This window comes from Rufibacter glacialis, assembly GCF_008271745.1.
In the GTDB taxonomy this organism is placed as follows: domain Bacteria; phylum Bacteroidota; class Bacteroidia; order Cytophagales; family Hymenobacteraceae; genus Nibribacter; species Nibribacter glacialis.
Genome location: NZ_VKKZ01000025.1, coordinates 13,971 through 36,270 on the forward strand (window position 1 = coordinate 13,971; position 22,300 = coordinate 36,270).

The following is a 22,300-nucleotide window of genomic DNA, read 5'->3' on the forward strand; positions in this document are numbered from 1 at the left end:
CTGCTCCCCTTCTTACTTAAGCTAAAGGAGGCTTAATTTGCTCCTTCTCACCGGCTTTGCCGCCATTCCTAAAACTTCCTTCAAGGCAGAGGCTCTTAACCTTTCCTCGCTTCATAGAAAATCGTTATCAGGCTATTAGTATTATCAATTTGATTGATAAAAACAAAAACCTAACCTTTAAGGTATAAATCTTAGGAGAAACATTATAAATTACACATAACCTCTCCTCTTCCTGTTCTGGTTCTCTTGGGTGAAACCGTCGCAGGGAAGCACCTTCCTTAACAAGAAGCATACATGAAATTTACTAATCCCTAATCCTACCCATGCATGGAAAAAGATCAAGAAAAAACAAACGGTCAGCCCGGGGGCAATGGCCAGGAGAAACAGAATCTCACTACCCGGCAAGGCCATCCGGTTACCGATAACCAGAACATCCGCACCGTGGGCAACCGAGGTCCCGCCACGTTAGAGAACTACCATTTCATTGAGAAGATAAGCCATTTTGACCGGGAGCGGATTCCGGAGCGGGTGGTACACGCGCGCGGCGCCGGAGCACACGGAGTGTTTGAAGCATACGGCACTGTGGGCAATGAGCCCATTGCCAAATATACCCGCGCCAGGCTTTTCCAGGAAAAAGGAAAAGAGACACCGGTTTTTGTGCGTTTCTCTACCGTGGGCCACGGCGGCCACTCCCCTGAGACCTTGCGCGACCCCCGCGGTTTTGCGGTCAAATTTTACACCGAAGACGGAAACTGGGATCTGGTGGGCAATAACCTCAAGATCTTCTTCATCAGGGATGCCATGAAATTCCCGGACCTGATCCACTCCCAGAAACCAGACCCGGTGACCAATATCCAGAGCGGGGAGCGCATCTTTGACTTCATCGCCAATACCCCGGAATCCACCCACATGGCCACCTTCCTGTTCTCGCCCTGGGGAATACCGGCCAATTACCGCCAGATGCAGGGCTCCGGCGTGAACACCTACAAATGGGTGAACGCAGATGGCGAGGCGGTGCTGGTGAAATACCACTGGGAGCCGTTGCAGGGCATCCGGAACCTGACCCAGGCAGAAGCCCAGGAGATCCAGGGCAAGAACTTCAACCACGCTACCCAGGACCTGTTTGAGGCCATCAGAGACGGGAACTTCCCGCAGTGGGAGCTTTGCGTGCAGATCATGAGCGATGACGAGCACCCTGAACTGGACTTTGACCCTTTGGATGACACCAAACTGTGGCCCATGGAGCAATTCCCTTTCCTGCCCATTGGCAAAATGACCCTGAACCGCAACCCCGTTGATTATTTCAACGAGGTAGAACAAGCCGCCTTCGGGACCGGCGTGCTGGTAGACGGGCTGGAATTCTCAGACGACAAGATGCTGCAAGGGCGTACCTTCTCCTATTCAGATACCCAGCGCTACCGCGTAGGTGCCAACTACCTGCAGTTGCCCATCAACGCCCCCAGAAACAAGGTAGCCACGAACCAAAGAGGCGGCCAGATGTCTTTCCACTCAGATTTTGGCGAAGGCCAGAACCCGCACGTGAATTACGAACCCTCTACCCTGGGCAACATCAAGGAAGCCCCCAAAACCGGCAAAGACTACACCCCCCGGTATGAGGCCAACCTAGTGCGCCAGAAAATTGACCGCACCAATGACTTCAAGCAAGCCGGTGAGACCTACCGCAACTTCCAGGATTGGGAGCGCGACGACCTCATCACCAACCTGGTGAATACCCTGGCTACCGCCGATAAGCGTATCCAGGATAAGATGATTGAGCACTTCACCCTCGCCGACGAAGATTATGGCCGAAGAGTAAGAGAAGGCCTGGCCCTAACCACCAAGTCTCACGAGGATAAAGGCCCCAGCGGCTCTATCTCTCCGCAGGAAGGCATAGAACAAGCCAAGCAAATGTCGCATCCGGCAGATCCGTATTAATCAGTTGTTTTTTAGAAAAGACCCGAAAAGCCGCCTCCGTAGAGGCGGCTTTTCTTATTTTACCCCGGAGCTGCCCCATCGTTCTGGAGTTGCCCAACCTAACTGTTTCAAGCCTGTAATTTCATCAAGGCGAGGGCGCTCCTTTTCAGAGGTATTTGTTTCCTTTGCGTAAAAGATCACCCGCACCAACTACTTTCCCACTTACCCCTGCCATGCAAAAAGAAGATTTAATAGCCACTCAAACCCGCATTTCCCCTTACATTCACCGCACCCCTATTCTTACCTCCCGGCTGCTGAATGAGATAGCCGGGGCAGACCTCTACTTTAAGTGTGAGAACTTCCAGCGCATGGGCGCCTTCAAGATGCGGGGCGCCATGAACGCCGTGCTGCAACTTTCTGAAGAACAGAAAGCCCGGGGTGTGGTGACGCACTCCTCCGGGAACTTCGCGCAGGCGTTGGCCCTGGCGGCCCAGAGTGTAGGGGCGCCGGCCTATATCGTGATGCCAGAGAACGCCCCGCAGGTAAAGAAAGAGGCGGTGAAAGGCTACAGCGGGCAGATCATTGAGTGCGCCTCTACCCCCATAGCCCGTGAGGAAGTAGCGGCGCAGGTAGAGAAAGAAACCGGGGCCTTCTTCATCCATCCGTCCAATGACGAAGCGGTGATTCTGGGCCAGGGAACAGCCGCCCTTGAGTTACTGGAAGACCAACCGGACCTGGCCTATATTTTTTCACCCGTGGGCGGCGGCGGCCTGATAGCAGGAACCGCCTTGGCAGCTCATTTTTATGGGAAAAACTGTAAGGTGATTGGAGGAGAACCCTTTGAAGCCGATGACGCTTACCGGTCGCTCCAGAGCGGAAAGATTGAATCCAATACCAGCACCAATACCGTGGCAGACGGACTCAGGACCCAACTGGGAGATATCAACTTCCCCATTATCCGGCAGTATGTAGACCGCATCATACGGGTAGAGGAAACCGAGATCACCCAGGCTTTGCGCCTGATCTGGGAACGCATGAAGATCATTGTGGAACCTTCCAGCGCAGTAGCCTTGGCCGCCTTGCTGCGGGAGAAAGAAACCTTTGCCTGCCAAAAAATTGGGGTGATTCTTTCTGGGGGCAACATAGACCTAACCCGTCTTCCGTTTTAGGACCGTTTTCTGGAAAAGGCGTAGAAAAGGCAGTTTAATGGAACCCTGGGCTTCTTGGAGAGTAGACTCAGGCATCGTTTCAAGAATTGGGGCACCTCAGCAAGAAACTTTTACATCTCAATGCAGGACTTCCCGTATCTAGAAACTCACCCATCTACTTTGCACGATAAAGACTATAACTATGCTAGAAACAAAAGGGTACGCCGCCTTTGACCCAAACTCCCCCTTAGCCCCCTTCAATTTTGAGCGCCGTGACGTGGGTGCCCATGATGTGTTGATCCAAATCCTGTTCTGCGGGGTCTGCCACTCAGACTTGCACACGGCCAAAGGCGAGTGGGGCGGCGCCTTGTACCCGGTGGTGCCGGGCCATGAGATTGTGGGCCGCATTCTAAAAGTAGGAGACCACGTGAAGAAATTCGCCGTGGGCGAAATGGCAGGTGTAGGCTGTATGGTAGGCTCCTGCCAATCTTGCCCCAGCTGTGCCGATGGCCTGGAGCAATACTGCGAAAACGGGTTCATTGGCACCTACAACAGCCCGGAACCCGGCTTGGAAACGCCCACCTATGGTGGCTACTCCAACCAGATCGTGGTGTCAGAGAACTTCGTCTTGAAAATACGCGAAGACCAGGATCTGGCCCGGGTTGCTCCTCTCCTGTGTGCCGGTATCACCACCTTTTCCCCTTTGCGCCATTGGGGCGTACGTCAAGGCCATAAAGTAGGCGTGGTGGGATTAGGGGGCTTAGGTCACATGGCCGTTAAACTGGCCGCTTCCATGGGAGCTGAAGTGACCGTATTGAGCACCTCGCCCAACAAAGAAGCTGATGCCCAGGCGCTGGGAGCCCACAAATTTGTGGTGACCAAAGACCAAGAGGCCCTAAAGGAAGTGAGCAGCTACTTTGACTTCATCATCAATACAGTTTCTGCCAAGGTAAGCCTTGATATGTACGCCAGCCTCCTGCGCCGCGACGGCACCATGATTCTATTGGGCGTACCGCCCGAGGCACCTGAGTTGCATGCCGGAACCCTTATCTTCGGGCGCCGCCGCATTGCCGGGTCCTTGATAGGCGGCATTGCCGAAACCCAGGAGATGCTGGATTACTGCGCCGAGCACAACATTCTCTCTGACATTGAGGTCATCAACATCAACCAGATCAACACCGCCTATGACCGCATGCTGGCCGGCGACGTGAAATACCGGTTCGTGATTGACATGGCCTCGCTGGAGAACACGAACGCGTAAGCCCTTGCTTTTCCCAAAAAAGGCCTGAAACAGGAGCGCCGGTCATTAAGTTGACCGGCGCTCCTGTTTCAGGCCTTTTTTCTTGAAAACACTCAAGAAATGGGTTTTACTTGGTCACCGCCATCAACTGGATGGTAGAAGAGGCCTTAGGGGAAAGAATCACTTTGACGTCATCTTTGGCAATGGAGGTCTTCACCAAAGCAGTGCCTTTGAGAACGGTGGTATTGGTTCCGGTGGTCATGTCCAGCACCTTTAAGGTAGAGTTACCGGCCCCGGAATGGTAAAGCAAATGGTTGCTTTGGTGAAAGAAAGACAGGCCGTTGGCATAATCTCCCGTCCCGGTCTTCTTTACCGCCTTCACCTGCTTAAAATCCAAAGAAGCATATACCCTGATGATCTCCTCGGCCTGCCCGAAACCTACGGCTAAAAACGCATCATCTGCGGAGACTGCCAGATCAGTGGGGGTGGCGTAATTGGTATTGAACACTTTCAGCAGGGCTCCGTCTTTGGCAGCGATACAGGTAATGCGACTGGCGAACCACACATAGAACCGGTCGCCTTGGTTGTTGAACACGATGCGGGAATCTGGGGCGGCGTACCGGGGCTTGCCTACCAACTCCCACGTGTCTGTATCATAGATCTGCACCTCCCCTTTCTGCAGCAAGGCCACTAAGCGTTTTCCGGCTATGGCCAGTTCCCGCACCTGCCCTGAAACAGGAATGCTTTTCACCTCACTCAAATCTTTAGCCAGGGTTACTTTGATGGTTTTGTCTTCGCCCCCGGTGATAAGGTAGGTGCCATTGGGGGTATAGGCGCAGGAAAGTACCACTCCTTTATGCACCTGCTTGAAATGGACCGGATACGACTGCGCCGCATCCCAAACATAGACCATGCCCTGGCTGCCTACAGAGGCCAGTCTATTTCCGTCTGGGGAGAAAACAGCGTGGTAAAATTGGAGGTCCTTCTGGTGTTTCAGCTCAATAAGATCCCTGAACTTGGTTTGCCCGCTGGAAAAACTAATGAATGAACAGCTAACCGCCAGCAGGAGAATCCCTAAAATTTTCTTCATGTGATACAAATAATTCAATCTTGGCAAATCAAAGTTCAAATAAATAAAAGATTATTCCTATATAAATATAGGTAATTTTTATTCTTATCAAGTAATAGCCCGAGGCGGTTTCCTCCCACATCAGGTTTTGGCTTTTCTATGTTATGCCTGCCTTTGTCTATTCACCGGCTTTCTTGCTCAAAGAGCCTGCCAGAAACACGTAGTTCAACTAGTTAGGAAAGGAACTTCATCATTAGAGGGCCTGAACAGGGTCCAAATCCTTAGAAATTCAGCATGGCGGCATAGACACCTCTCACTACTTCGGTCATGCGGGCAAAGTCTAGGGTCTCAAGGGTATCTGACTTCTGGTGGTAGTGGGGGTTCCGGAGAAAAGAGGTGTCATTAATCATGACCGCCTGGTACCCTTGCGCCCAATAGTTCCGGTGATCTGATAAACCAACCCCAGATAGGTCAGGAGGGGCGGCAATGGACTGGACATCTACCCGGGAATGCTCTTTCATGAACTGCTGCACCCGCTGCACGGTGCGCTCCTGCCCCATCTTGCCCACCACGACAATAAAGTTACCGGTGGTTGGGTACAGCTTTTTGAGCGACTCGTGCTGGTATTCCTGGGAGTTTGGCTTATCAGTGAAATAACCGATCATTTCCAGGCAGATCATGAGCTTCACGTTCACCTTGTCTTTCTTCATGGCTTGGGCATGCACGGCGCTACCCATCTTCTCTGTGGCGAAATAAGGAGGTTCCTCAAAATTGAAGGCTACAAAGTCAATGCGGTGCTTGGTCTCAGGTTTTTCCTCATGCACCACCCGGGCCAGTTCCAGCAGGCCGGCCACCGCACTGGCGTTGTCATCTGCCCCGGGCGTATCGCCGCAAACATCATAATGGGCCCCAACAATCACGCGCTCGCCTTCTTCCGGACCATAGGAAAGGATCAGGTTGTGGAAGCCCTGGTGCAAGGGCTGCTTCTGCACCCGTCCGCTTAGCTGGCAGAACTGCGCTTCAATGTAGCTTTCAGCTTTCTTCAAAGACGCCGGGTACCCAATGCTACGGGGTGGTTGCAGGGTGGTGAGGTACTGGACATCCGCGTAAAGGCGATTCTGTTGGATAGGTATCATAGGTAGCAGCGGTTTTTGGTTCCTAATTGTACTGGTTACCGGTGGGTGAGTTACGCCACCCCCGCCAGAATTAATACGGATTATGGGGCATCTAGCCGCAAAGGCTTCTGGACGGGCAGAAGAAAACAAACTTCCCCCGGACCTTCCCGTATCATGGGCAGCTATAACCGTCCATTCATGAAAAAACCGTTACTTCTCCTTTCCATCTGTTTTCTTTCTTTCAAAGCTGTTTCCCAACAGGCTCAGCAAAATACCCCTGAATTTGAGACCGACCGCCCCACTGCCACTGAATCCTCCCGCGTGGTGCCCATAGGGCTCTACCAGGTAGAAACGGGCTTCAAATACCAGAAACAGAAACAAGCAGGCATTGAAAAGAAAGAATGGCTATACCCCCAGGCCCTGGTCCGGATGGGGGCCTTGGAATGGGCTGAAATCAGGGTAGAGGCTACTTTCCGCCGGGAGACCTACCGGGAAGGGGATGCGTTGCTACAAATGCAGGAAGGCTTGAGCATGGTGCGGGTAGGCACCAAGGTGAACTTGTTAACGCCGCAAGGAGCCAGACCAGAGATCTCTGTTCTGGCCATGCTGGAATTGCCCTGGGGCGAAGACGCCTTTGAACCCGAGCAAGTAGCCCCTGAGCTTATGCTCCTCTTCAGCAATGACCTCTCAGAGAAGATCAACCTCCAGTACAATGCAGGGTTCCAGCGCGAACAGGAAGAAGGGGAAATGGAGAACAAGCTCCAGTTCTCGGCCGCCCTCAGCGGCAAGGTGAGTGAAAAGATCATCTTGGGCGCAGAGTTTTTCGGGGAGAAAGCCCAGGGCAGTGCTGTGCAAAACCAGATAGACGCCAGTATCCAGTTCCTGCTCCTTCCAAACGTGCAATTAGATGCTATTGTAGGGACGGGGGTTTCTTCCCAGGCCCCTGACTTTTTCGCGGGCGGAGGGGTGAGTTTCCGGTTGCCCCGCTAATTCCCCTAAGTAAAAAACGGGCCAGCCCACCTGCCATTAAGGGTGGGCTGGCCCGTTTCAGGGTCGTTTTGCAGAAAAGCCTTCCAAAACAGAAAGCTGTTAAGCTTTACACTGCTCTTGCTTTGCCTGACCTAAATTCTAAGCCGAGAAATTCTTGTTCGAAGGTTCATTACGCGTCGGCGTGAAGCACCAGCAGCGGCAATTTGGTTTGGTAGGTCAGTTTTTCTGCCAGGCTCATGCCGAAAAGGTCTCTGAAGAAATTACGCCGCTTTTTTAAAATGGCCAGCATGTTGCTTTGGGTTCGGCTCAGGTACTCTTTGAGGCCGTCTTCCTCCTCCTCGTGTACCACCTCCTGGAAAGAAACCGGGAAACCGCCCAGGTCCGCCGACACCTTCTGGAGGAAGGCCTGCGCTTGCTGGGCTTCGGCGGAGCCGGGCTTCTTGGTCACGTGCACCACCTCCACCTCGGCCTGGAATACAGTGGCCAGGCTAATGACCTGCCCCAAAGCCTTTGAATCTTCCGGTTGGTAATCTGAGGCATACACAATGCGGTGGATGTCTGGGAAGCTGGCATTGGAGGGAATGGCCAGCACCGGGCATTTCACCTGTGAAATCACGCTCTCTGTGTTACTGCCAATCATGATCTCCTCCAGGGTATTGCCGCCGCCGGTGGTCCCGATCACGATAAAATCAAAGCCTTCTTCCTTGACCAGACGTTCTACGGCATCTGATAGAAACGCTTCCTGCACCCGGGTGTCCATCATGAAGGTGGGGCCACCTGTATTGCTGAAGGTGTTCTGCAAATGCAGGGTCAAGCCATGGAGTTTGTCAGAGGATACCCGGCGCTGCTCATCTAACACCTGGCTGGCCATCAAGGCAGACTCGGTGGTGTCCATCAAGGGCAGGTGCAGCACGTGCAGCAGCGTCAAAGAAGCTTGGGTACGTTGGGCTATCTGGGCCGCGTATTCAGCGGCTTTGTTAGAGGTCTTTGAAAAGTCAACAGGGCAAAGGATTTTTTTCATAGGGATGCAACGCTTTAACAGTGTCTCTTTGTAGAGAACCTTCCTTAAGAAACGGGAATATAGCGTTTTGGTTATGCTTCGCCCACCGGCTCCTACCTCTGCCGCAGTTCAGAGAGCCAGGCCCGGGCGTCTTGCAGGCAATCAAAGATATTGAGGGGAATGCCGGTTTCTTCGGCGATGGCCATGGAAAGAAGGCTCATTGTTTTGGAGAGATCATGCACTTCTACCAGCTGGCAGATACCGGCGCTCAGCATCAATTTCTGCGCCTCTACCCGGTAGAAACGCACCGCATGGGAAAACTCTTCCAGTTGCCGCAGGTCAAACAGGACAGAAAAGCCAGGTTGGACCAGAGAAAGGCTTTCCTTCAGGTGAAGTAAATAGAAGGGGATCTCCTCAGGGCTATTCCAACACCCTTTGGCTTCTATGATAATCAGATTTCTTTCCCTCTCAACCTGCATCTGATAAAAGAGATTCTGGGCAATAATACTCATGGGAATACCAAAATTGCTGTAGATGCTTGGTGGTTTAGGAAATGGATTCCGGAAAGAGGCATCGCGTCAGCTATTCATTTCTTAAATATAGCAATGAACTGGTATTCTCCAATAAATCAAGCCCTTAAATTTATATTTCTATGGTTGCCAGGCTTTCATCTGAGCCCAGGTCCAGTTCTTTTTGGGAGCAGTCTTTGAAAATGCATTCTTTAAATAGCCGGTTACCGTCTGCAGGAATTTTTCCTGGCTTATGGAGGAAGGATAGATGGTGCGCTCAAAGGGGTTTCCGTAGCGTTGCGCCTTGGTCAAGGGTGCCCCCTCCAGCCGAAGCAGCGGGCCGGTATCAGTGATTCCGTCTGCGGTCCAGACGAAGTCAGACGTTTCCAGGGTGGTGAGAAGACTGGCCAGAGGCCGAAAATCCGGCCTTGGAAGCGCAGGTCTGCTGTCCAGGTCTACCCAGGTGGTATATTTTGCCTCTACCTCATACCTTTGGCCAGGGTAACAGGAAACCACCAGGTCATACCCGGCCGTAGCGCTGAACAAGGCGTAGTAATGAACAGGCGCGGGCGTGTCAATGATGACCAACCCTAGGTCCCGGACTTGGATTATTTTAGATTCGCTGCCGTGCACCTGCCTGTACCCTTCCAAAACTTTAGAAACCTCCGCCTCCCACTCCGGTCGGAAAAGTGCAGGATTCACCAGAACCTGATCAAACTTCTCCAGAAAATAGTGAAATTTAGGGATAGAGGCGGTCACCTCATTCTCCTCTAATTCCTCGGCGCCGAAAGGTGGGTAGAACCTCTCCTTCTCCTGGCTATTGATCCAGCACACCAGCTGCAAGGCCTCCATGGCCTGAGGCGCTTCCAAATCCAGTTCCCTGAAATCCCCGATGATCGCCATTTGGCGTAGCGTTTCCTCGTGTGCCAAGGCCAGTTCAGGGTGCAGCAAGGCCCATACCCCTACCAAGGCATCAATGTCAAAATGGTTGGCCGTCACAAACTGGTATTTCTTCAGGTCGGGCCACTCCTGTTTCAGGGCTTGCAGTACCATGCCGGCACTGGTGTCTTCTCTTAGGGCGGCGGGTGTGGGGGCTTCTCGCCAGTGGGAAAGCACCAAGCCGTTTGGGTGAAAACTGTCTACCACCACGGCGGGAGTATTTTTTATCTGAGGAAAAGGAAGGTACGTGAACTGCTGCATAAACTCAAGGTTGGGATTTTGGTCCGGGAAGGACTGGACCTGACAAGTAGGTTAGGGCATTTAGAAGCTGTTTCTGGTAAAGAAGCCGTAAAACGCAAACCTAAGGTTTATTTTCTTTTGCCACGGCGGTTGGTGATTTTATCTAAACGTTTGGTGCGCACCCAATGGAGGTACGTTTGCAGACCTTCGGCGGCGCGCAGGGCTTGAATAGAGGAGTAGAGCACCGCCAGCTCCTTGTTGGAGAAAGTGAGGTGCACCGTGCTGTGGCACGGCTGGCATAGTGGAGCAGTTGGCCCATGTTTGCCTCCCTCCTCGCGGGGCACCAGGTGGTGCAGGGTGGTAAACCCTACCTCACGCTCACAGAGGGCACACACAGGGCTTGCGCTTTCCACAATCTTTTTGGTCTTTTTTGCCATGCTCTGCTTTGCTGCCAACGCCCAACAAACATCGTAACAAACTTTTAATATACCAGTCAGAAACCAACTCTGTATGTTTGAGGACCGTAAAGCTTTTGTCCCGGTGGGGCTATTTTATTTATAATATGACATCCTCTTCTTCTGCCACTCCTTCTGCCACCACGCCGGCGTTAAGCGAAAAATGGTTGCTGTTCATACTGGCAGCTATCCAATTTACGCACATCATGGACTTTGTGATCATGATGCCGTTGGGGCCACAGCTCATGCGGGTTTTCCAGATCAGTCCGCGGGAGTTTGGGTTTCTGGTTTCTGCGTATACTTTCAGCGCCGCCTTTTCGGGTATTCTAAGTGCTTTTTTCATTGACCGCTTTGACCGTAAAAACGCCTTGCTGGGCCTTTATCTGGGATTCACCTTAGGTACGCTGGCCTGCGCCCTGGCTCCCACGTTTTCGTTTCTGCTGATCGCGCGTATTCTGGCTGGCGCCTTTGGGGGCGTGCTGGGGGCGCTGGTATTGGCCATCATAGGCGATTCTGTGCCGGAAGAGCGACGGGGAGCTGCCACCGGTAAGGTGATGGCAGCCTTTTCCGTGGCCTCCATTGGTGGGATTCCAATTGGGTTGTACCTGGCCAGCCACGCCAGTTGGCACGCCCCGTTTTACCTGCTCACGGCCATCAGTGTGCTGGTGCTGGTGCTCACCTGGCGGGTGTTGCCTCCTATGCGCGAACACCTGCTGCACCACGTTCCGCAGCACCCGGCGCAGGTATTGGGCACTATTTTCAGGCGCTCCAATTGTTTATGGGCCTTCGCCCTGATGGTTACCCTGTCTTTGGCTGGTTTTACGGTGGTGCCTTTCCTGAGCCCGTACATGGTGGCTAATGTGGGTTTTGAGGAAGCTGAACTGAGTTATATTTACCTCTTCGGGGGATTGGCCACGGTGGTCACCTCCCAACTGGCGGGCAGGCTCTCTGATGCCTACGGCAAGAAGAAAGTGTTTATGATTGCCGCTCTTTTGTCGGTGGCGCCTATCCTAGTGGTGACCCACCTACCCCAGGTGCCGCACTGGCAGGCATTCGTCGTGACCACCTTCTTCTTTATCTTTTTCGGGGCTAGGTTTGTACCGGCCATGTCTTTGGTGACTTCCAGCATTGAACCTCGGCTGCGGGGCTCCTTTATGAGCGTGAACTCCTCGGTGCAGCAATTGGCCTCGGGCCTGGCCGCTTTCCTGGCAGGCTTGGTGATTTCCAACGACCCTGGTACCCAGCAACTGCAGCACTTTGGCACCGTGGGCATCATTGCCACCGTTTTCACCCTGGTTTCTATGTGGGTGGTGATGAAGTTGAAACAAGTGAGCTAGTCTAAAGTTCTGAGTCTTGAGTTCTGAGTCTTGAGTCCAGGTAAATCTATAAAAGCCGAAAAGCGCCTGTTTTCAGAAAACAGGCGCTTTTCGGCTTTTATAGATTCGTTACTTAGATAAAGTCTTCTATACTTCTTCGGGCTGTAACAGGAAACCGTCTTTCATGGTGAGTTTACGGTCGGCCATGTCGGCTAGCACGGGGTTGTGGGTGACCAGCACGAAGGTCTGGCCCAGGTCTTCGCGCAGCTTGAAGAAAATCTGGTGGAGTTCCTCAGCGTTTTTGGAATCCAGGTTCCCGGAGGGCTCATCGGCGAAAATCAGTTTGGGCGAATTGATCAGCGCTCTGGCTACGGCAGTCCGCTGCTGCTCGCCCCCGCTCATCTCAGAGGGTTTGTGGTCCAGGCGGTGGCCCAGGCCCAGCATGGTCAGCAGTTCTTTGGCGCGGGTTTCCACTTCCTTCTCCGGTCTATTGGCCAGGAAACCGGGCAAACACACGTTTTCCAGGGCAGTGAACTCGGGCAACAGGTTGTGGAATTGGAAGATGAAGCCAATGTTGCGGTTTCGAAAGCGGGCTACTTCTTTGTTGCTCATCCCGGAAATCTTTTGGCCGTGCAGGTACACGTCTCCGGCGTCTGGCGCGTCTAAGGTGCCCAATAAATGCAGCAGTGTGCTTTTGCCGGCTCCCGAGGCTCCTACAATGGAAACAATCTCGGCTTCGCCGATGGTCAGATCAATGCCCTTGAGTACGGGAAGCTTTCCGTACGCCTTGAACAGCCCGCGGGCCTCCAACAAAACTGGTTTCTCTATACTCATGTACTGCAAAACAATAAGGAAGGGGCGGCATTTGCAACCCAAAGGGAAAATAACCCTTCTGCGTCTCAACGTGACAAAGGTGGAATGGGTTCTTTGGGGGAGTTCTGAGTCTTGAGTCGTGAGTCTTGAACTCTGAGTTGTTGGGTAGTGGGTTTATAAAGCGTTTTCTGGAAAATGGCTTTGAAATGCTTTCTTTGGTATGGTTTGCTTGAGCTATTGGGAGTTTTCACCTCCATCTTTCTTTTTTTTCATCCGAAAAGGATCTTGCGCGCGATTGGTAGCGGCCATTCTTCCTGCCATTTGAGTTCCCTACAAACTCTTTTGAAAATGGCAAAAATGAGGTGGAAGCTTGGAACAGCACCTTCGGATAACCTTGCTGCACCAAGTGAAAGATTCTGCAGGCAAAACCAAAACCAATAGGGTGTACCTGGAGTACAACCAACTTAACTTATTAAAAAACCATCCTTCACTTGGCACAAGCAGGCAGTATACGCCAGGGGAAAGATTCAAAAGTGTATTTATGGCCTTTTTCCTGAAGAATGTGCCTGAAACAAGACGCTTTTATTTCAGAAAATTAACCCAGAACTCTCAACTCAGGACTAAGGACTAAAGACTGGGCGTGGGGCGGCCTTTGAAAAGTTACCCGTATACCTTACTTTCGTGCACCTAAAAACATCAACCTAACCTCATGAATATACACGAGTACCAGGCGAAAGACATTCTGAAACGCTACGGCGTTAGAATTCAGGAAGGCATAGTAGCAGAGACCCCTGAAGAGGCGGTAGCGGCGGCTAAGCGTTTAACCGAGGAAACCGGCACAGGCTGGCACGTTATCAAAGCCCAGATTCATGCGGGCGGTCGTGGTAAAGGCGGCGGGGTGAAATTGGCGAAAAACCTGGAGCAGGTGAAAGAGATTGCCGGCCAGATCATTGGCATGCAGTTGATTACCCACCAAACCGGCCCTGAGGGTAAAAAAGTAAACAAGGTATTGGTAGCCCAGGATGTATATTATCCCGGCGATTCTGAGCCAAAAGAATATTATCTGAGCATCTTGCTGGACCGCGCCAAGGCGATGAACGTGATCATGGCCTCTACCGAGGGCGGCATGGACATTGAGGAAGTAGCGGAGCACACCCCAGACAAAATCTTCAAAGAGTGGATTGACCCAGCCGTTGGCCTGCAAGGCTTCCAGGCCCGTAAAGTAGCCTTCGCCTTCGGGTTAGAGGGTGAGGCGTTCAAAGAAATGGTGAAATTCGTGACCAACCTGTACAAAGCGTACGTGGACACAGATGCCGCCATGTTTGAGATCAACCCGGTGTTGAAGACCTCTGACAACAAGATTTTGGCCGTAGACGGCAAAGTGGACCTAGACGATAACGCTCTGTTCCGCCACAAAGACTTGGCTGACCTGCGCGACACCGCCGAGGAAGATCCTTTGGAAGTGGAAGCCAGCAAAAGCAACCTGAACTATGTGAAGCTGGACGGTAACGTAGGCTGTATGGTGAACGGTGCTGGTCTGGCCATGGCTACTATGGACATCATCAAGCTTTCCGGTGGTGAGCCAGCCAACTTCCTGGACGTAGGAGGTGGAGCCAACGCGCAGACCGTAGAAGCTGGTTTCCGTCTGATCCTGCAAGACCCTAACGTGAAAGCCATCCTGATCAACATCTTCGGGGGTATTGTACGTTGCGACCGGGTTGCCAACGGCGTGGTGGAAGCTTACAAGAACATTGGCGACATCAACGTGCCTATCATTGTCCGTCTGCAAGGCACCAACGCCGAAGAAGGCGCCCGCATCATTGATGAGTCTGGCTTGAAAGTATTCTCTGCCGTTCTTCTGAAAGACGCTGCCCAGAAAGTAAAAGAAGTTCTAGCCACTGCTTAAGTTGTAGTTCTTCTTAAATCACCTAAAGAAAGCCTTCCTGTTTTCCAGGAAGGCTTTCTTGTTTTAAAGCAGATATTCTGAGAATTCCCTACTCCCTTTTTAACAAATTTAAAGGCGCGGAAGAATAAATGGATTTCCTTGGAGTTCTTTTGGCTTAAAACACCCTTTAAAAATAGGTAATGACAGAAATCACCGGTAAAATGGATATCCAAATTTCACACCAAGGGAAAGGTGGATTTTATAGAAAATTCCTTCTTCTAAATCACTGGTGGCAACAGACCAGTCGTCATGATCATAGAAGTCTTCCCGCTCCCCAACCGCCTGATGTTTGATGGAAAGTCGTCTAAGGCCTATACCAATGAATTTATCCAAGACTACTTTGCGGTACCTGGTCTCCTTTCCAAACTTGAGGCTAACCACCCACACAGGCCTAGTAACAGAAGAATAGTCGAACCTGTAATAGGTACCGCCCCTGTATACCCAATTATCCTCCCTAATATATTCTTGGGGAAAATACATTCCCTCAATGGAGAGATAAGGAAAGACTCTTGACCAGGCAGGTCTGCTATTTACCCCAAAAAAATACTTTAGCTCGGCTTTAGTTTTGGAATAAGAATGTTCCTTTTTTTCAGAAACACCCCACCTGAGAACCCTTAATTTAACTCCATGGTCTAAGGAGAGCGAAAACCTCTGGTGGAAGGGCTTCTGAAAACCAAGTTGCAAAACTCCTGAAGTGGGATCAAACAAATTCAAGGGTGCTAGATGGATTCGAAGCTTTTCTATTTCTACATCATCTTCCTCACTCTGGCAAAAAGCTTTTCCACTTTTCAAAAGCAAAGAAAATAAGACAAGTAGAATATAGGTAGCTTTCATAGCATCAGGTTTACAAACCAAAAGTAAAGGGAAGCCTAGGATTCACATACCACAAGACTTGTTTTAGATGAAGCTACTGAAACTTGAGCCTATTGCTACAGAAACACCTTTTCTGGTAAGCGCAGATTTGCCTTAAAGCTTCCGAGCCTTAAAACAGGCAAACCGTACCGCCTACCCAGTCAAAATCACTGTTGTAGCGCACGCCAATCATCTTGCCCCGGCTCAGGCGGGCCAGGTTGATGGCCAAGGTAGGTTTTTCATCACCATCCGGCCACAGGTACATGAGGCGTATCTCGCATTTCACCAATCCATCTGGGGCCTGGATCACAGGCTCATATCTGACTTTTTCCTGCAAAATCCAGTTTTCCGGGTCATTGACAGAAGCAATGTCAGAGGCAGTGACATCAATGATCACACCCTGTCCCGCAAAAGAGAAAAGCGGTTTAAGCACGTAGTCGGAGAGATTGGCAGGCAACGTTTCTACCTCTGAGAGAAACCTGGTTTTAGGCACAAATTCACTTTCCAGAAAAGGCATGGTGTATTTGCTGATGCGGTAAAACCAGTTAGGGTGCCCCACCCATTCCACCTGATCACTGGTCAAGAGGTCAGGCACGTTTTGGAAAGCTTCAGCCCGGTTCTCCACCTCATCAAAGATAAGCCGGTTATAGATTTTCCTGACTAGTTGGTCTTCACCCTCCCTGGTATAGAAGAACTGGTCCCCTACCTGTCTCAATTCCTCCAGAGCGATTATCTCTAACCCCAAATGCCGAGCGGTGATGTAGAAATCAACGGCCGTTTTTTGTTCTTTGGCGTTGATGTCCAACAAGACCACCTCCTGGGGCTGGTGGTGGCCTATGATAGTGCGTCTGAGCAAGTCAAAATACTCTTGCTCTGTCTGGTGCTGAAAAAAAGGCGTGAATGAACTAGTTACGGGGAAGTGGTTTTTGAACTGCTTGGCCAATTCTGCCTGAAAACCATACAAAGACGGAAAGCCCTGCAATTCAATCAGCCGGGGTGTGAGCTTTCCTTGGTCATCACGGCAAACGGCGAAGTCAAAGGTGAGGAAATGGGGCTGCTCGTTTTCATGGGCCGTCTTCCACTCCTGTGGGATGGCTTTTTCTGTGAGTTGCTTGAAATCTTCTCTAAGGATAGTGGAAACCAACGCATCACCGGCTGAAACCAGCTTCTGCGTAAACTCCTGGTCTAAGAAAACCGGAGTTTCGGCCACCCTGAACCCCAGAGGTTTCCCTTGTTGCCGGTTTAGTTCTTCCAGCAAAGCCTGGTATACCTCTGGAGTAAAGGCCGCGTTGTATTTCTCCCTTAGCGCTTTGATCATACTTCCTGGCTCAGCATACTGGTGATGGCATTGTGAATGAAAGACGGGATGATTTCTTTCCTGGTCAGTTCCAGTTCTACCGGGTTCTCCAGTAAGTGAAGCATCTCATAGTACTTTTTCTCGCCGTGGTGTTTGATGACCCGCTCCTTGTTTTCCTCTTCCAACAGATACGTGCGCATGCCAATAGGGTCTGCCTCGGGGTGGAACTGGGTGCCGAAGAAATAGTCATTAAACCGGATGGCCATCATGCAGCGCTCCAGGTCCACATGAGTCCGCTCTTTCTCAATGGCCAGCAATTTAGCGCCGGTTTTCTCAAACTGGGCCTCATCTGGCTCAATCACCTGCCAGTCACGGCTGTCTACTGCGTAAAAGGTTTCTTCAGTACCGCTGAAGATCTCTTCCTGGTCCCACTGGTCTGTTTTATAGATGGGGAAAATCCCGAAGGAGGTTGACCGTCTTTTTGCTACTTTGCCCAACTGATACTTCCGGCACATTAACTGGAAGGAATGGCAGATAAAGAACCCAAACTTTTTGTCGGAACGGTTAGGGTCACGGTTGATGGCCTCTAACTCATCTATGAAAGCAAAATAGCTGTTCTCCCAGGCAGACCCTTCACTCTCTACAGGGCTTCCGGGACCACCGGTAGAGATATAGATATCAAAACTGGTGTCGGGCAGTTCGTTCTTAGCCCGCACGTCAAACACCTCAAAGGTTAAATCAACGGAATGGTTGTTCCGGTACTTTTTCAATATATCCTTGATGCATTTCATGCCTTGGTTGGCATGACCGTCATACATATCAAGGATGGCTACTTTTATACTCATTTTATGGAAACTCAATTAAAACACAAAGCTACAAATTGTACTTCTTAAATAACAGTACAAAAACCTGTTTGTTTATTTTATCTACTTAAATATCAACCCCTTGCAAAGTCTGCGAGGTGATGTAGTCTACTACATCTGTGAAGCTTTGGTTTCTGTTGAAGACTTCTAATTGCCGGTCTGCGCCGGTGCCGTGCTCCAGGATTTGGTGCACATAGTTTATCTCATGGCGGCTGCCTAACTCATCTACCACATCATCAATAAAATCAAGCAACTCCAGGATCAGCGCCCGGGTATTCACCTCCAACTCCCGCCCAAAGTCAATCATCTTGCCATCTATGCCGTAGCGGGCGGCCCGCCATTTGTTCTCGTTGATGAGGGCCCGCGAATAGGTGATGAACTTCAGGTTCTGCATGCGCAGCTTGTACAGTTTGGCACAGATTGCCTGAAAAATGGCCGTAAACGCAATGGTCTCGTCCACTAGCATGGGGCAGTCGCAGATCCTGAACTCAATGGTGTCAAAGAAGGGATGCACCCGCACGTCCCACCAGATTTTCTTGGCGTTGTCAATGCAATTGGTTTTTACCAGCAGCTTGATGTAGTTGTCATACTCTTCAATGTTCTGGAAATAGTCTGGAATGCCCGTTCTGGGGAATTTATCGAACACCTTGGTCCGGAAGGACTTGTACCCGGTGTTACGGCCTTCCCAGAACGGGGAGTTGGTAGACAGGGCGTACACGTGCGGCAGAAAATAACGCACCCCGTTGGCAATGTTGATCGCCATTTCCCGCGACTGGAACCCTACGTGCACGTGCAGCCCGAAGATAAGGTTGGAACGGGCGGCCTCCTGCAATTCATTCACAATGTCAAAATAGCGCGGGTGGTCAGTGATGAGCTGGTGCTGCCAGTGCGAAAAAGGGTGCGTACCGGCGGCCCCAATGCGCAGCCCCAACTCCCCGGCCAATGAGGCCACGGTGCGGCGCAGTTTGGTGACCTCGGCCCGCGCTTCCTCTATGTTACGGCAGATATTGGTGCCCACCTCCACTACCGCCTGGTGCATCTCTGCTTTTACCTGGTCTTCATGAATTTTTTGAGCGGCATCTACAATCTTCTGGTCATGCGAGGTAAGCTCCCGGGTTACGGGATCTACCACCATGAACTCTTCTTCAACTCCCAGGGTGAAATCATTCATAGTACACCGGTTTTATAGTGTGGAGATGTGCGCTTATTTAGAGGCTTTGGCCATGCTTTTTCCATTGGTGGCTTCGGTTACCAAGGGGGCCTTGGCGGCACCGGAAGAGACATACTTGCCCCACGTAAGGTTATCTGCCCCTGGCTTGTGGTTTTTAGCCCTTTCAATGGCATAGGAAGCGGCTGTCTCTACCACCCATTCAAAGTTCTCCTCGCCCACGCTGGTGTATTCTGCATCGGGGGCCGGGTTACAGAAGTCAATGGCGTACGGCACCCCGTCTCTGATGGCAAACTCCACGGTATTGAAGTCATAGCCCAGGTACTGGTTCAGTTTGATCACGTAGTCTTTTACTTTGTCCAGCAGGGCTTTGGCGGCCGGTGCCTTGCCGTGCTCATAACGCAGGTGGTGCGGGTTGCGGGGCTCGTACTGCATGATGCGCACGTGCTCTCCGCCAATGCAATAGCACCTGAAATAATCATCAAAGATGATCTCTTCCTGCAGCATCATAACCAACTGACCCGTCTGGTTGTACTTGTCAAAGAAATCCTGAGGGTCGTGCAGTTTGTAGACATCGCGCCAGCCACCACCGTCATAGGGTTTCATATAGGCCGGGAACCCCACGTAGGAAAAGATGCTGTCCCAATCTAAGGGAAAGCTCAGGTTCCTAAAGGAGTTCTCGGTGGTATCGTCGGGCATGTCACGGGAGGGCAGCAAAACGGTTTTTGGCACCGGTACCCCCAGCTTCACCGCCAGGGCGTTGTTGAAGAACTTCTCATCGGCGCTCCACCAGAAGGGGTTGTTGATGACGGCGGTACCGGCCATGGCCGCATTCTTGAGCATGGCCCGGTAAAAAGGCACGCTCTGCGAGATACGGTCCACAATGACATCATAGCCGGGCCCTTCGCCCTGCACCACCTTGTCTATCTGCACGAACTCAGCCGTGATGTTTTGCCCACCTTTTTGATTCACCCGGTCCACGAAGGCCTGCGGAAAGGTTTTCTCCTGCCCGAAAAGGATTCCTATTTTTTTCATAGTGCTTACAGTTACCATTAGATCTGAGATAAGTAGTGCGGAAACATCTCGCGCCAGACAGACCAGTCATGCACGGCGTTGGGCCGTACGTCCAGCCAGTGAGAGATGCCCTTTCCGTTTAAGATTGCGGATAAGATTAAATTAGATTCTTTGCAGATGTCCTGATCAGAAGTACCCAGGATGATCTTCAGCTGCCATAAGGCCGGATCAGTGGCGTGCCTCAGAAAATCAACAGGGTTGTTGTAATAGGCGTCCTCATTGAAAAACCCGTCCAACTGGTCGCGGATGTCAAAGGCCCCGCTCATGCTGAACAGGTGGCTAACCCGGTCTGGGTGTTTAAAGGCGAAGTTGGCTGCGTGGTAGCCGCCAAAGCTACAGCCGGCCACACATACCTTAGCCTGGCCCGTTTCTTGCATAGCCCAAGGAGCCAGCTCCTGGTACAGCATCTGGTCATACCACATGTGGTTCCGGACCCTGTCTGCCGGTGAAATGTCTTTGTTGTACCAACTGAGGCTGTCAATGGAATCAATGCAGTAGATCTTTACCAACCCTTCATTGATAAACCAGGCGGCGCTTTCTATGAGGTTGAAATCTTTGTTCTCATGGTACCGGCCCTTGGACGTAGGAAAAAGCAAAACGGGATAGCCCCTGTCGCCGAATACCAGCATTTCTATGTCTTGGCTCAACTGTTGGGAGTACCATTTATGATATTGCTCTTTCATACGGTTATGATTTATTCTGCTATGTTACGTGGTTGATTTACAATAGGATATTCATTCTTTGCCCTTATTAATAAAAAAATGCAAAAAACCGGGAAGTTTTTATTTGGCCAGAAGGCCTAGTACCTTTGTATCAGAATCTTTTTTTGAATAAAAATGCTTTTAGAATATATAGTGTCCGAGGTGGGTATCCAGGTAGAGGAGTTCACGGTGAAATCGGAAATATTAGACAGAGAAGTAGAATGTGTGCTGTACCTTCCTCAATTAGAGGGCTTGGTAGAGCCCCCGCACCTGTTGCTGGTGAATGACGGCCAAGACCTGCCTGCCATGCAGTATGACCAGATCCTGCAGCAGCTGTACAAACGGAAATCCCTTTGCCCCATCCTTACCGTGGGCATCAAAGCGGGCGACCGTCTGCAGGAATTCGGGGTATCCGGTACTCCAGATTACAAAGGCCGCGGCGCTGAGGCTGAGAAATACCGTCAGTTTGTGGTGCAGGAGCTTTTGCCCGCCATCTCCGCGGAAACCAGCCTCTACTCGTTCTCCAGTACATCTATCATTGGTTTTTCCTTGGGAGCCGTTTCAGCCCTTGACATTGCCTGGCGCCACCCCCATATCTTTTCCCGCGTTGGGGCTTTTTCCGGCGCGTTCTGGTGGCGCAGCCAGGAAGCCAAGGCAGACGCCCCCGATCAGCACCGTATTGTCCATGACCTGGTCAGCAAGAGCCCAGAAAAGCCTAATCTGCACTTCTGGTTTCAGGCCGGCACGCAAGACGAGAAATCTGACCGTAACCAGAATGGCATCATTGACTCCATAGATGACACTACCAGCCTCATCTATGAGCTGTACCAGAAGGGTTACCAGAAGAACCAAGACGCGACCTATTACGAGTTGATTGGCGGCCGGCATGACGTAGCCACCTGGGGTAGGATGATGCCCGTGTTTTTGCAATGGGCTTTCGGTAAATAGCCTTATACCCAACGGGCTCTGATTTACCCCCAGTGGTTTACAGCCTGTTTATTAAAAAAGGAGCAGAAAAGGCCATTGCCTCTATCTGCTCCTTTTTATTTGTTATTGTACTTGAAAACAACCCCTTCGGCCTGCAGCCGATCAATTCCTTCGGATAGCAAAACTGCCTCTGCCTTATTGTTCAGCAGTGCTCCTGTATAGCCCCTGTTTTATTGAAAACCTGCCTGAAACAGCGAAGGCGCAGGTTAGTCCAGCACGTTCAACTGCACCTCAATGTTGCCGCGGGTACCCACAGAATACGGACAAACCTCATGCGCCTGGCGCACCAGCTCCTCGGCCTTGGCTCTGTCTACTCCGTCTACCTTCACGTCTAGCTGCACCGACAGGCCATACCCGCCGTTTTCGAATTGATCAAGCCCTACGTGGGCGGTAACCGTGGAATTCTCGTCTAATCTTATCTTCTGTTTACTGGCCACCAATTGCAGCGCACTCTGGAAACAGGCCGAATAGCCGGCAGCAAACAACTGCTCTGGGTTGGTGCCTCCCCCTTTGCCTCCCAAACCCTCTGGCAGGCGCACCGGCATGTCAATGGTTCCGTCGGTTGATTTCACTTGGCCGTTTCGGCCTCCGGTAGCGGTAACTTCCGCCGTATACACTCTTTTCATAGCGTTTCTTTAGAGTTAAGGAATGATTTTCTTATAAAC

General features: G+C 51.3%; 21 protein-coding genes. 7 read left to right on the plus strand and 14 right to left on the minus strand.

Annotated elements, in window-relative coordinates; genetic code table 11:
- Positions 1 to 327 precede the first annotated feature (327 nt).
- From FOE74_RS19150 to FOE74_RS19160, 3 genes are all read left to right on the plus strand, one after another.
- Complete coding sequence (locus tag FOE74_RS19150; protein WP_149100253.1) at positions 328 to 1,935, plus strand: catalase; 1,608 nt, start codon at positions 328 to 330, stop codon at positions 1,933 to 1,935.
- A 212-nt stretch (positions 1,936 to 2,147) separates the two neighbouring features.
- Complete coding sequence (locus FOE74_RS19155) at positions 2,148 to 3,083, plus strand: pyridoxal-phosphate dependent enzyme (RefSeq protein WP_149100254.1); 936 nt, start codon at positions 2,148 to 2,150, stop codon at positions 3,081 to 3,083.
- 181 nt (positions 3,084 to 3,264) lie between these two features.
- Positions 3,265 to 4,323 carry an NAD(P)-dependent alcohol dehydrogenase gene (locus FOE74_RS19160; protein WP_149100255.1) on the plus strand — a complete coding sequence of 353 codons (1,059 nt, stop codon included), beginning with the start codon at positions 3,265 to 3,267 and terminating at the stop codon, positions 4,321 to 4,323.
- A 106-nt stretch (positions 4,324 to 4,429) separates the two neighbouring features.
- On the opposite strand, the gene FOE74_RS19165 is transcribed toward FOE74_RS19160, so the two are convergent.
- Positions 4,430 to 5,392, minus strand: a complete 963-nt coding sequence (locus tag FOE74_RS19165; protein WP_149100256.1) for a WD40 repeat domain-containing protein — start codon at positions 5,390 to 5,392, stop codon at positions 4,430 to 4,432.
- Between the two features lie 260 nt (positions 5,393 to 5,652).
- Entirely contained in the window at positions 5,653 to 6,507 is an 855-nt protein-coding gene (locus tag FOE74_RS19170) for a M28 family peptidase (protein ID WP_225840896.1), read from the minus strand.
- Positions 6,508 to 6,684: 177 nt separating this feature from the next.
- Between FOE74_RS19170 and FOE74_RS19175 the strand changes: the two genes are divergently transcribed.
- Positions 6,685 to 7,476, plus strand: coding sequence for a transporter (locus FOE74_RS19175; protein WP_188687005.1), 792 nt, complete (start codon positions 6,685 to 6,687; stop codon positions 7,474 to 7,476).
- A 169-nt stretch (positions 7,477 to 7,645) separates the two neighbouring features.
- Here FOE74_RS19175 and FOE74_RS19180 read toward each other — a convergent pair whose 3' ends face one another.
- From FOE74_RS19180 to FOE74_RS19195, 4 genes are all read right to left on the minus strand, one after another.
- Entirely contained in the window at positions 7,646 to 8,497 is an 852-nt protein-coding gene (locus FOE74_RS19180; protein WP_149100258.1) for a universal stress protein, read from the minus strand.
- Between the two features lie 92 nt (positions 8,498 to 8,589).
- Positions 8,590 to 8,988: a hypothetical protein gene (locus tag FOE74_RS19185; RefSeq protein ID WP_149100259.1), complete on the minus strand. Its 399-nt coding sequence runs from the start codon at positions 8,986 to 8,988 to the stop codon at positions 8,590 to 8,592.
- 138 nt (positions 8,989 to 9,126) lie between these two features.
- Entirely contained in the window at positions 9,127 to 10,185 is a 1,059-nt protein-coding gene (locus FOE74_RS19190) for a DUF6687 family protein (protein WP_149100260.1), read from the minus strand.
- 107 nt (positions 10,186 to 10,292) lie between these two features.
- A complete protein-coding gene (locus tag FOE74_RS19195) occupies positions 10,293 to 10,601 on the minus strand; it encodes an HNH endonuclease (protein ID WP_149100261.1) in 309 nt (102 codons plus the stop codon).
- A 125-nt stretch (positions 10,602 to 10,726) separates the two neighbouring features.
- Here FOE74_RS19195 and FOE74_RS19200 point away from each other — a divergent pair, with 125 nt between their 5' ends.
- Positions 10,727 to 11,956 carry an MFS transporter gene (locus tag FOE74_RS19200; protein ID WP_149100262.1) on the plus strand — a complete coding sequence of 410 codons (1,230 nt, stop codon included), beginning with the start codon at positions 10,727 to 10,729 and terminating at the stop codon, positions 11,954 to 11,956.
- Positions 11,957 to 12,082: 126 nt separating this feature from the next.
- Here the strand turns inward: FOE74_RS19200 and FOE74_RS19205 are convergent, their stop codons facing one another.
- Positions 12,083 to 12,769 (minus strand): ABC transporter ATP-binding protein, encoded by a 687-nt coding sequence (locus FOE74_RS19205; protein ID WP_149100263.1) that lies wholly within the window; start codon positions 12,767 to 12,769, stop codon positions 12,083 to 12,085.
- 688 nt (positions 12,770 to 13,457) lie between these two features.
- On the opposite strand from FOE74_RS19205, the gene sucC reads away from it, so the two are divergent.
- Entirely contained in the window at positions 13,458 to 14,654 is a 1,197-nt protein-coding gene (sucC, locus tag FOE74_RS19210; RefSeq protein WP_149100264.1) for an ADP-forming succinate--CoA ligase subunit beta, read from the plus strand.
- A gap of 189 nt (positions 14,655 to 14,843) precedes the next feature.
- On the opposite strand, the gene FOE74_RS19215 is transcribed toward sucC, so the two are convergent.
- The 6 genes from FOE74_RS19215 to FOE74_RS19240 all read right to left on the minus strand — a co-directional run bounded on the left by FOE74_RS19215 (position 14,844) and on the right by FOE74_RS19240 (position 20,630).
- Positions 14,844 to 15,527, minus strand: coding sequence for a hypothetical protein (locus FOE74_RS19215; RefSeq protein ID WP_149100265.1), 684 nt, complete (start codon positions 15,525 to 15,527; stop codon positions 14,844 to 14,846).
- Between the two features lie 148 nt (positions 15,528 to 15,675).
- Positions 15,676 to 16,863: a circularly permuted type 2 ATP-grasp protein gene (locus FOE74_RS19220; protein WP_149100266.1), complete on the minus strand. Its 1,188-nt coding sequence runs from the start codon at positions 16,861 to 16,863 to the stop codon at positions 15,676 to 15,678.
- Positions 16,860 to 17,687 carry a type 1 glutamine amidotransferase gene (locus FOE74_RS19225; RefSeq protein ID WP_149100267.1) on the minus strand — a complete coding sequence of 276 codons (828 nt, stop codon included), beginning with the start codon at positions 17,685 to 17,687 and terminating at the stop codon, positions 16,860 to 16,862. The genes FOE74_RS19220 and FOE74_RS19225 overlap by 4 nt, the downstream gene beginning before the upstream one ends.
- A gap of 85 nt (positions 17,688 to 17,772) precedes the next feature.
- The gene (locus FOE74_RS19230; protein WP_149100268.1) at positions 17,773 to 18,876 is read right to left on the minus strand and encodes a carboxylate-amine ligase; all 1,104 of its coding nucleotides are present in this window, start codon (positions 18,874 to 18,876) and stop codon (positions 17,773 to 17,775) included.
- A gap of 33 nt (positions 18,877 to 18,909) precedes the next feature.
- The gene (locus tag FOE74_RS19235; RefSeq protein WP_149100269.1) at positions 18,910 to 19,908 is read right to left on the minus strand and encodes an ATP-grasp domain-containing protein; all 999 of its coding nucleotides are present in this window, start codon (positions 19,906 to 19,908) and stop codon (positions 18,910 to 18,912) included.
- A gap of 17 nt (positions 19,909 to 19,925) precedes the next feature.
- Positions 19,926 to 20,630, minus strand: coding sequence for an esterase family protein (locus FOE74_RS19240; protein WP_149100270.1), 705 nt, complete (start codon positions 20,628 to 20,630; stop codon positions 19,926 to 19,928).
- Positions 20,631 to 20,783: 153 nt separating this feature from the next.
- Here FOE74_RS19240 and FOE74_RS19245 point away from each other — a divergent pair, with 153 nt between their 5' ends.
- Positions 20,784 to 21,596 carry an alpha/beta hydrolase gene (locus FOE74_RS19245; protein WP_149100271.1) on the plus strand — a complete coding sequence of 271 codons (813 nt, stop codon included), beginning with the start codon at positions 20,784 to 20,786 and terminating at the stop codon, positions 21,594 to 21,596.
- 245 nt (positions 21,597 to 21,841) lie between these two features.
- Here FOE74_RS19245 and FOE74_RS19250 read toward each other — a convergent pair whose 3' ends face one another.
- Positions 21,842 to 22,261 carry an organic hydroperoxide resistance protein gene (locus FOE74_RS19250; protein ID WP_149100272.1) on the minus strand — a complete coding sequence of 140 codons (420 nt, stop codon included), beginning with the start codon at positions 22,259 to 22,261 and terminating at the stop codon, positions 21,842 to 21,844.
- Positions 22,262 to 22,300: the final 39 nt, after the last annotated feature.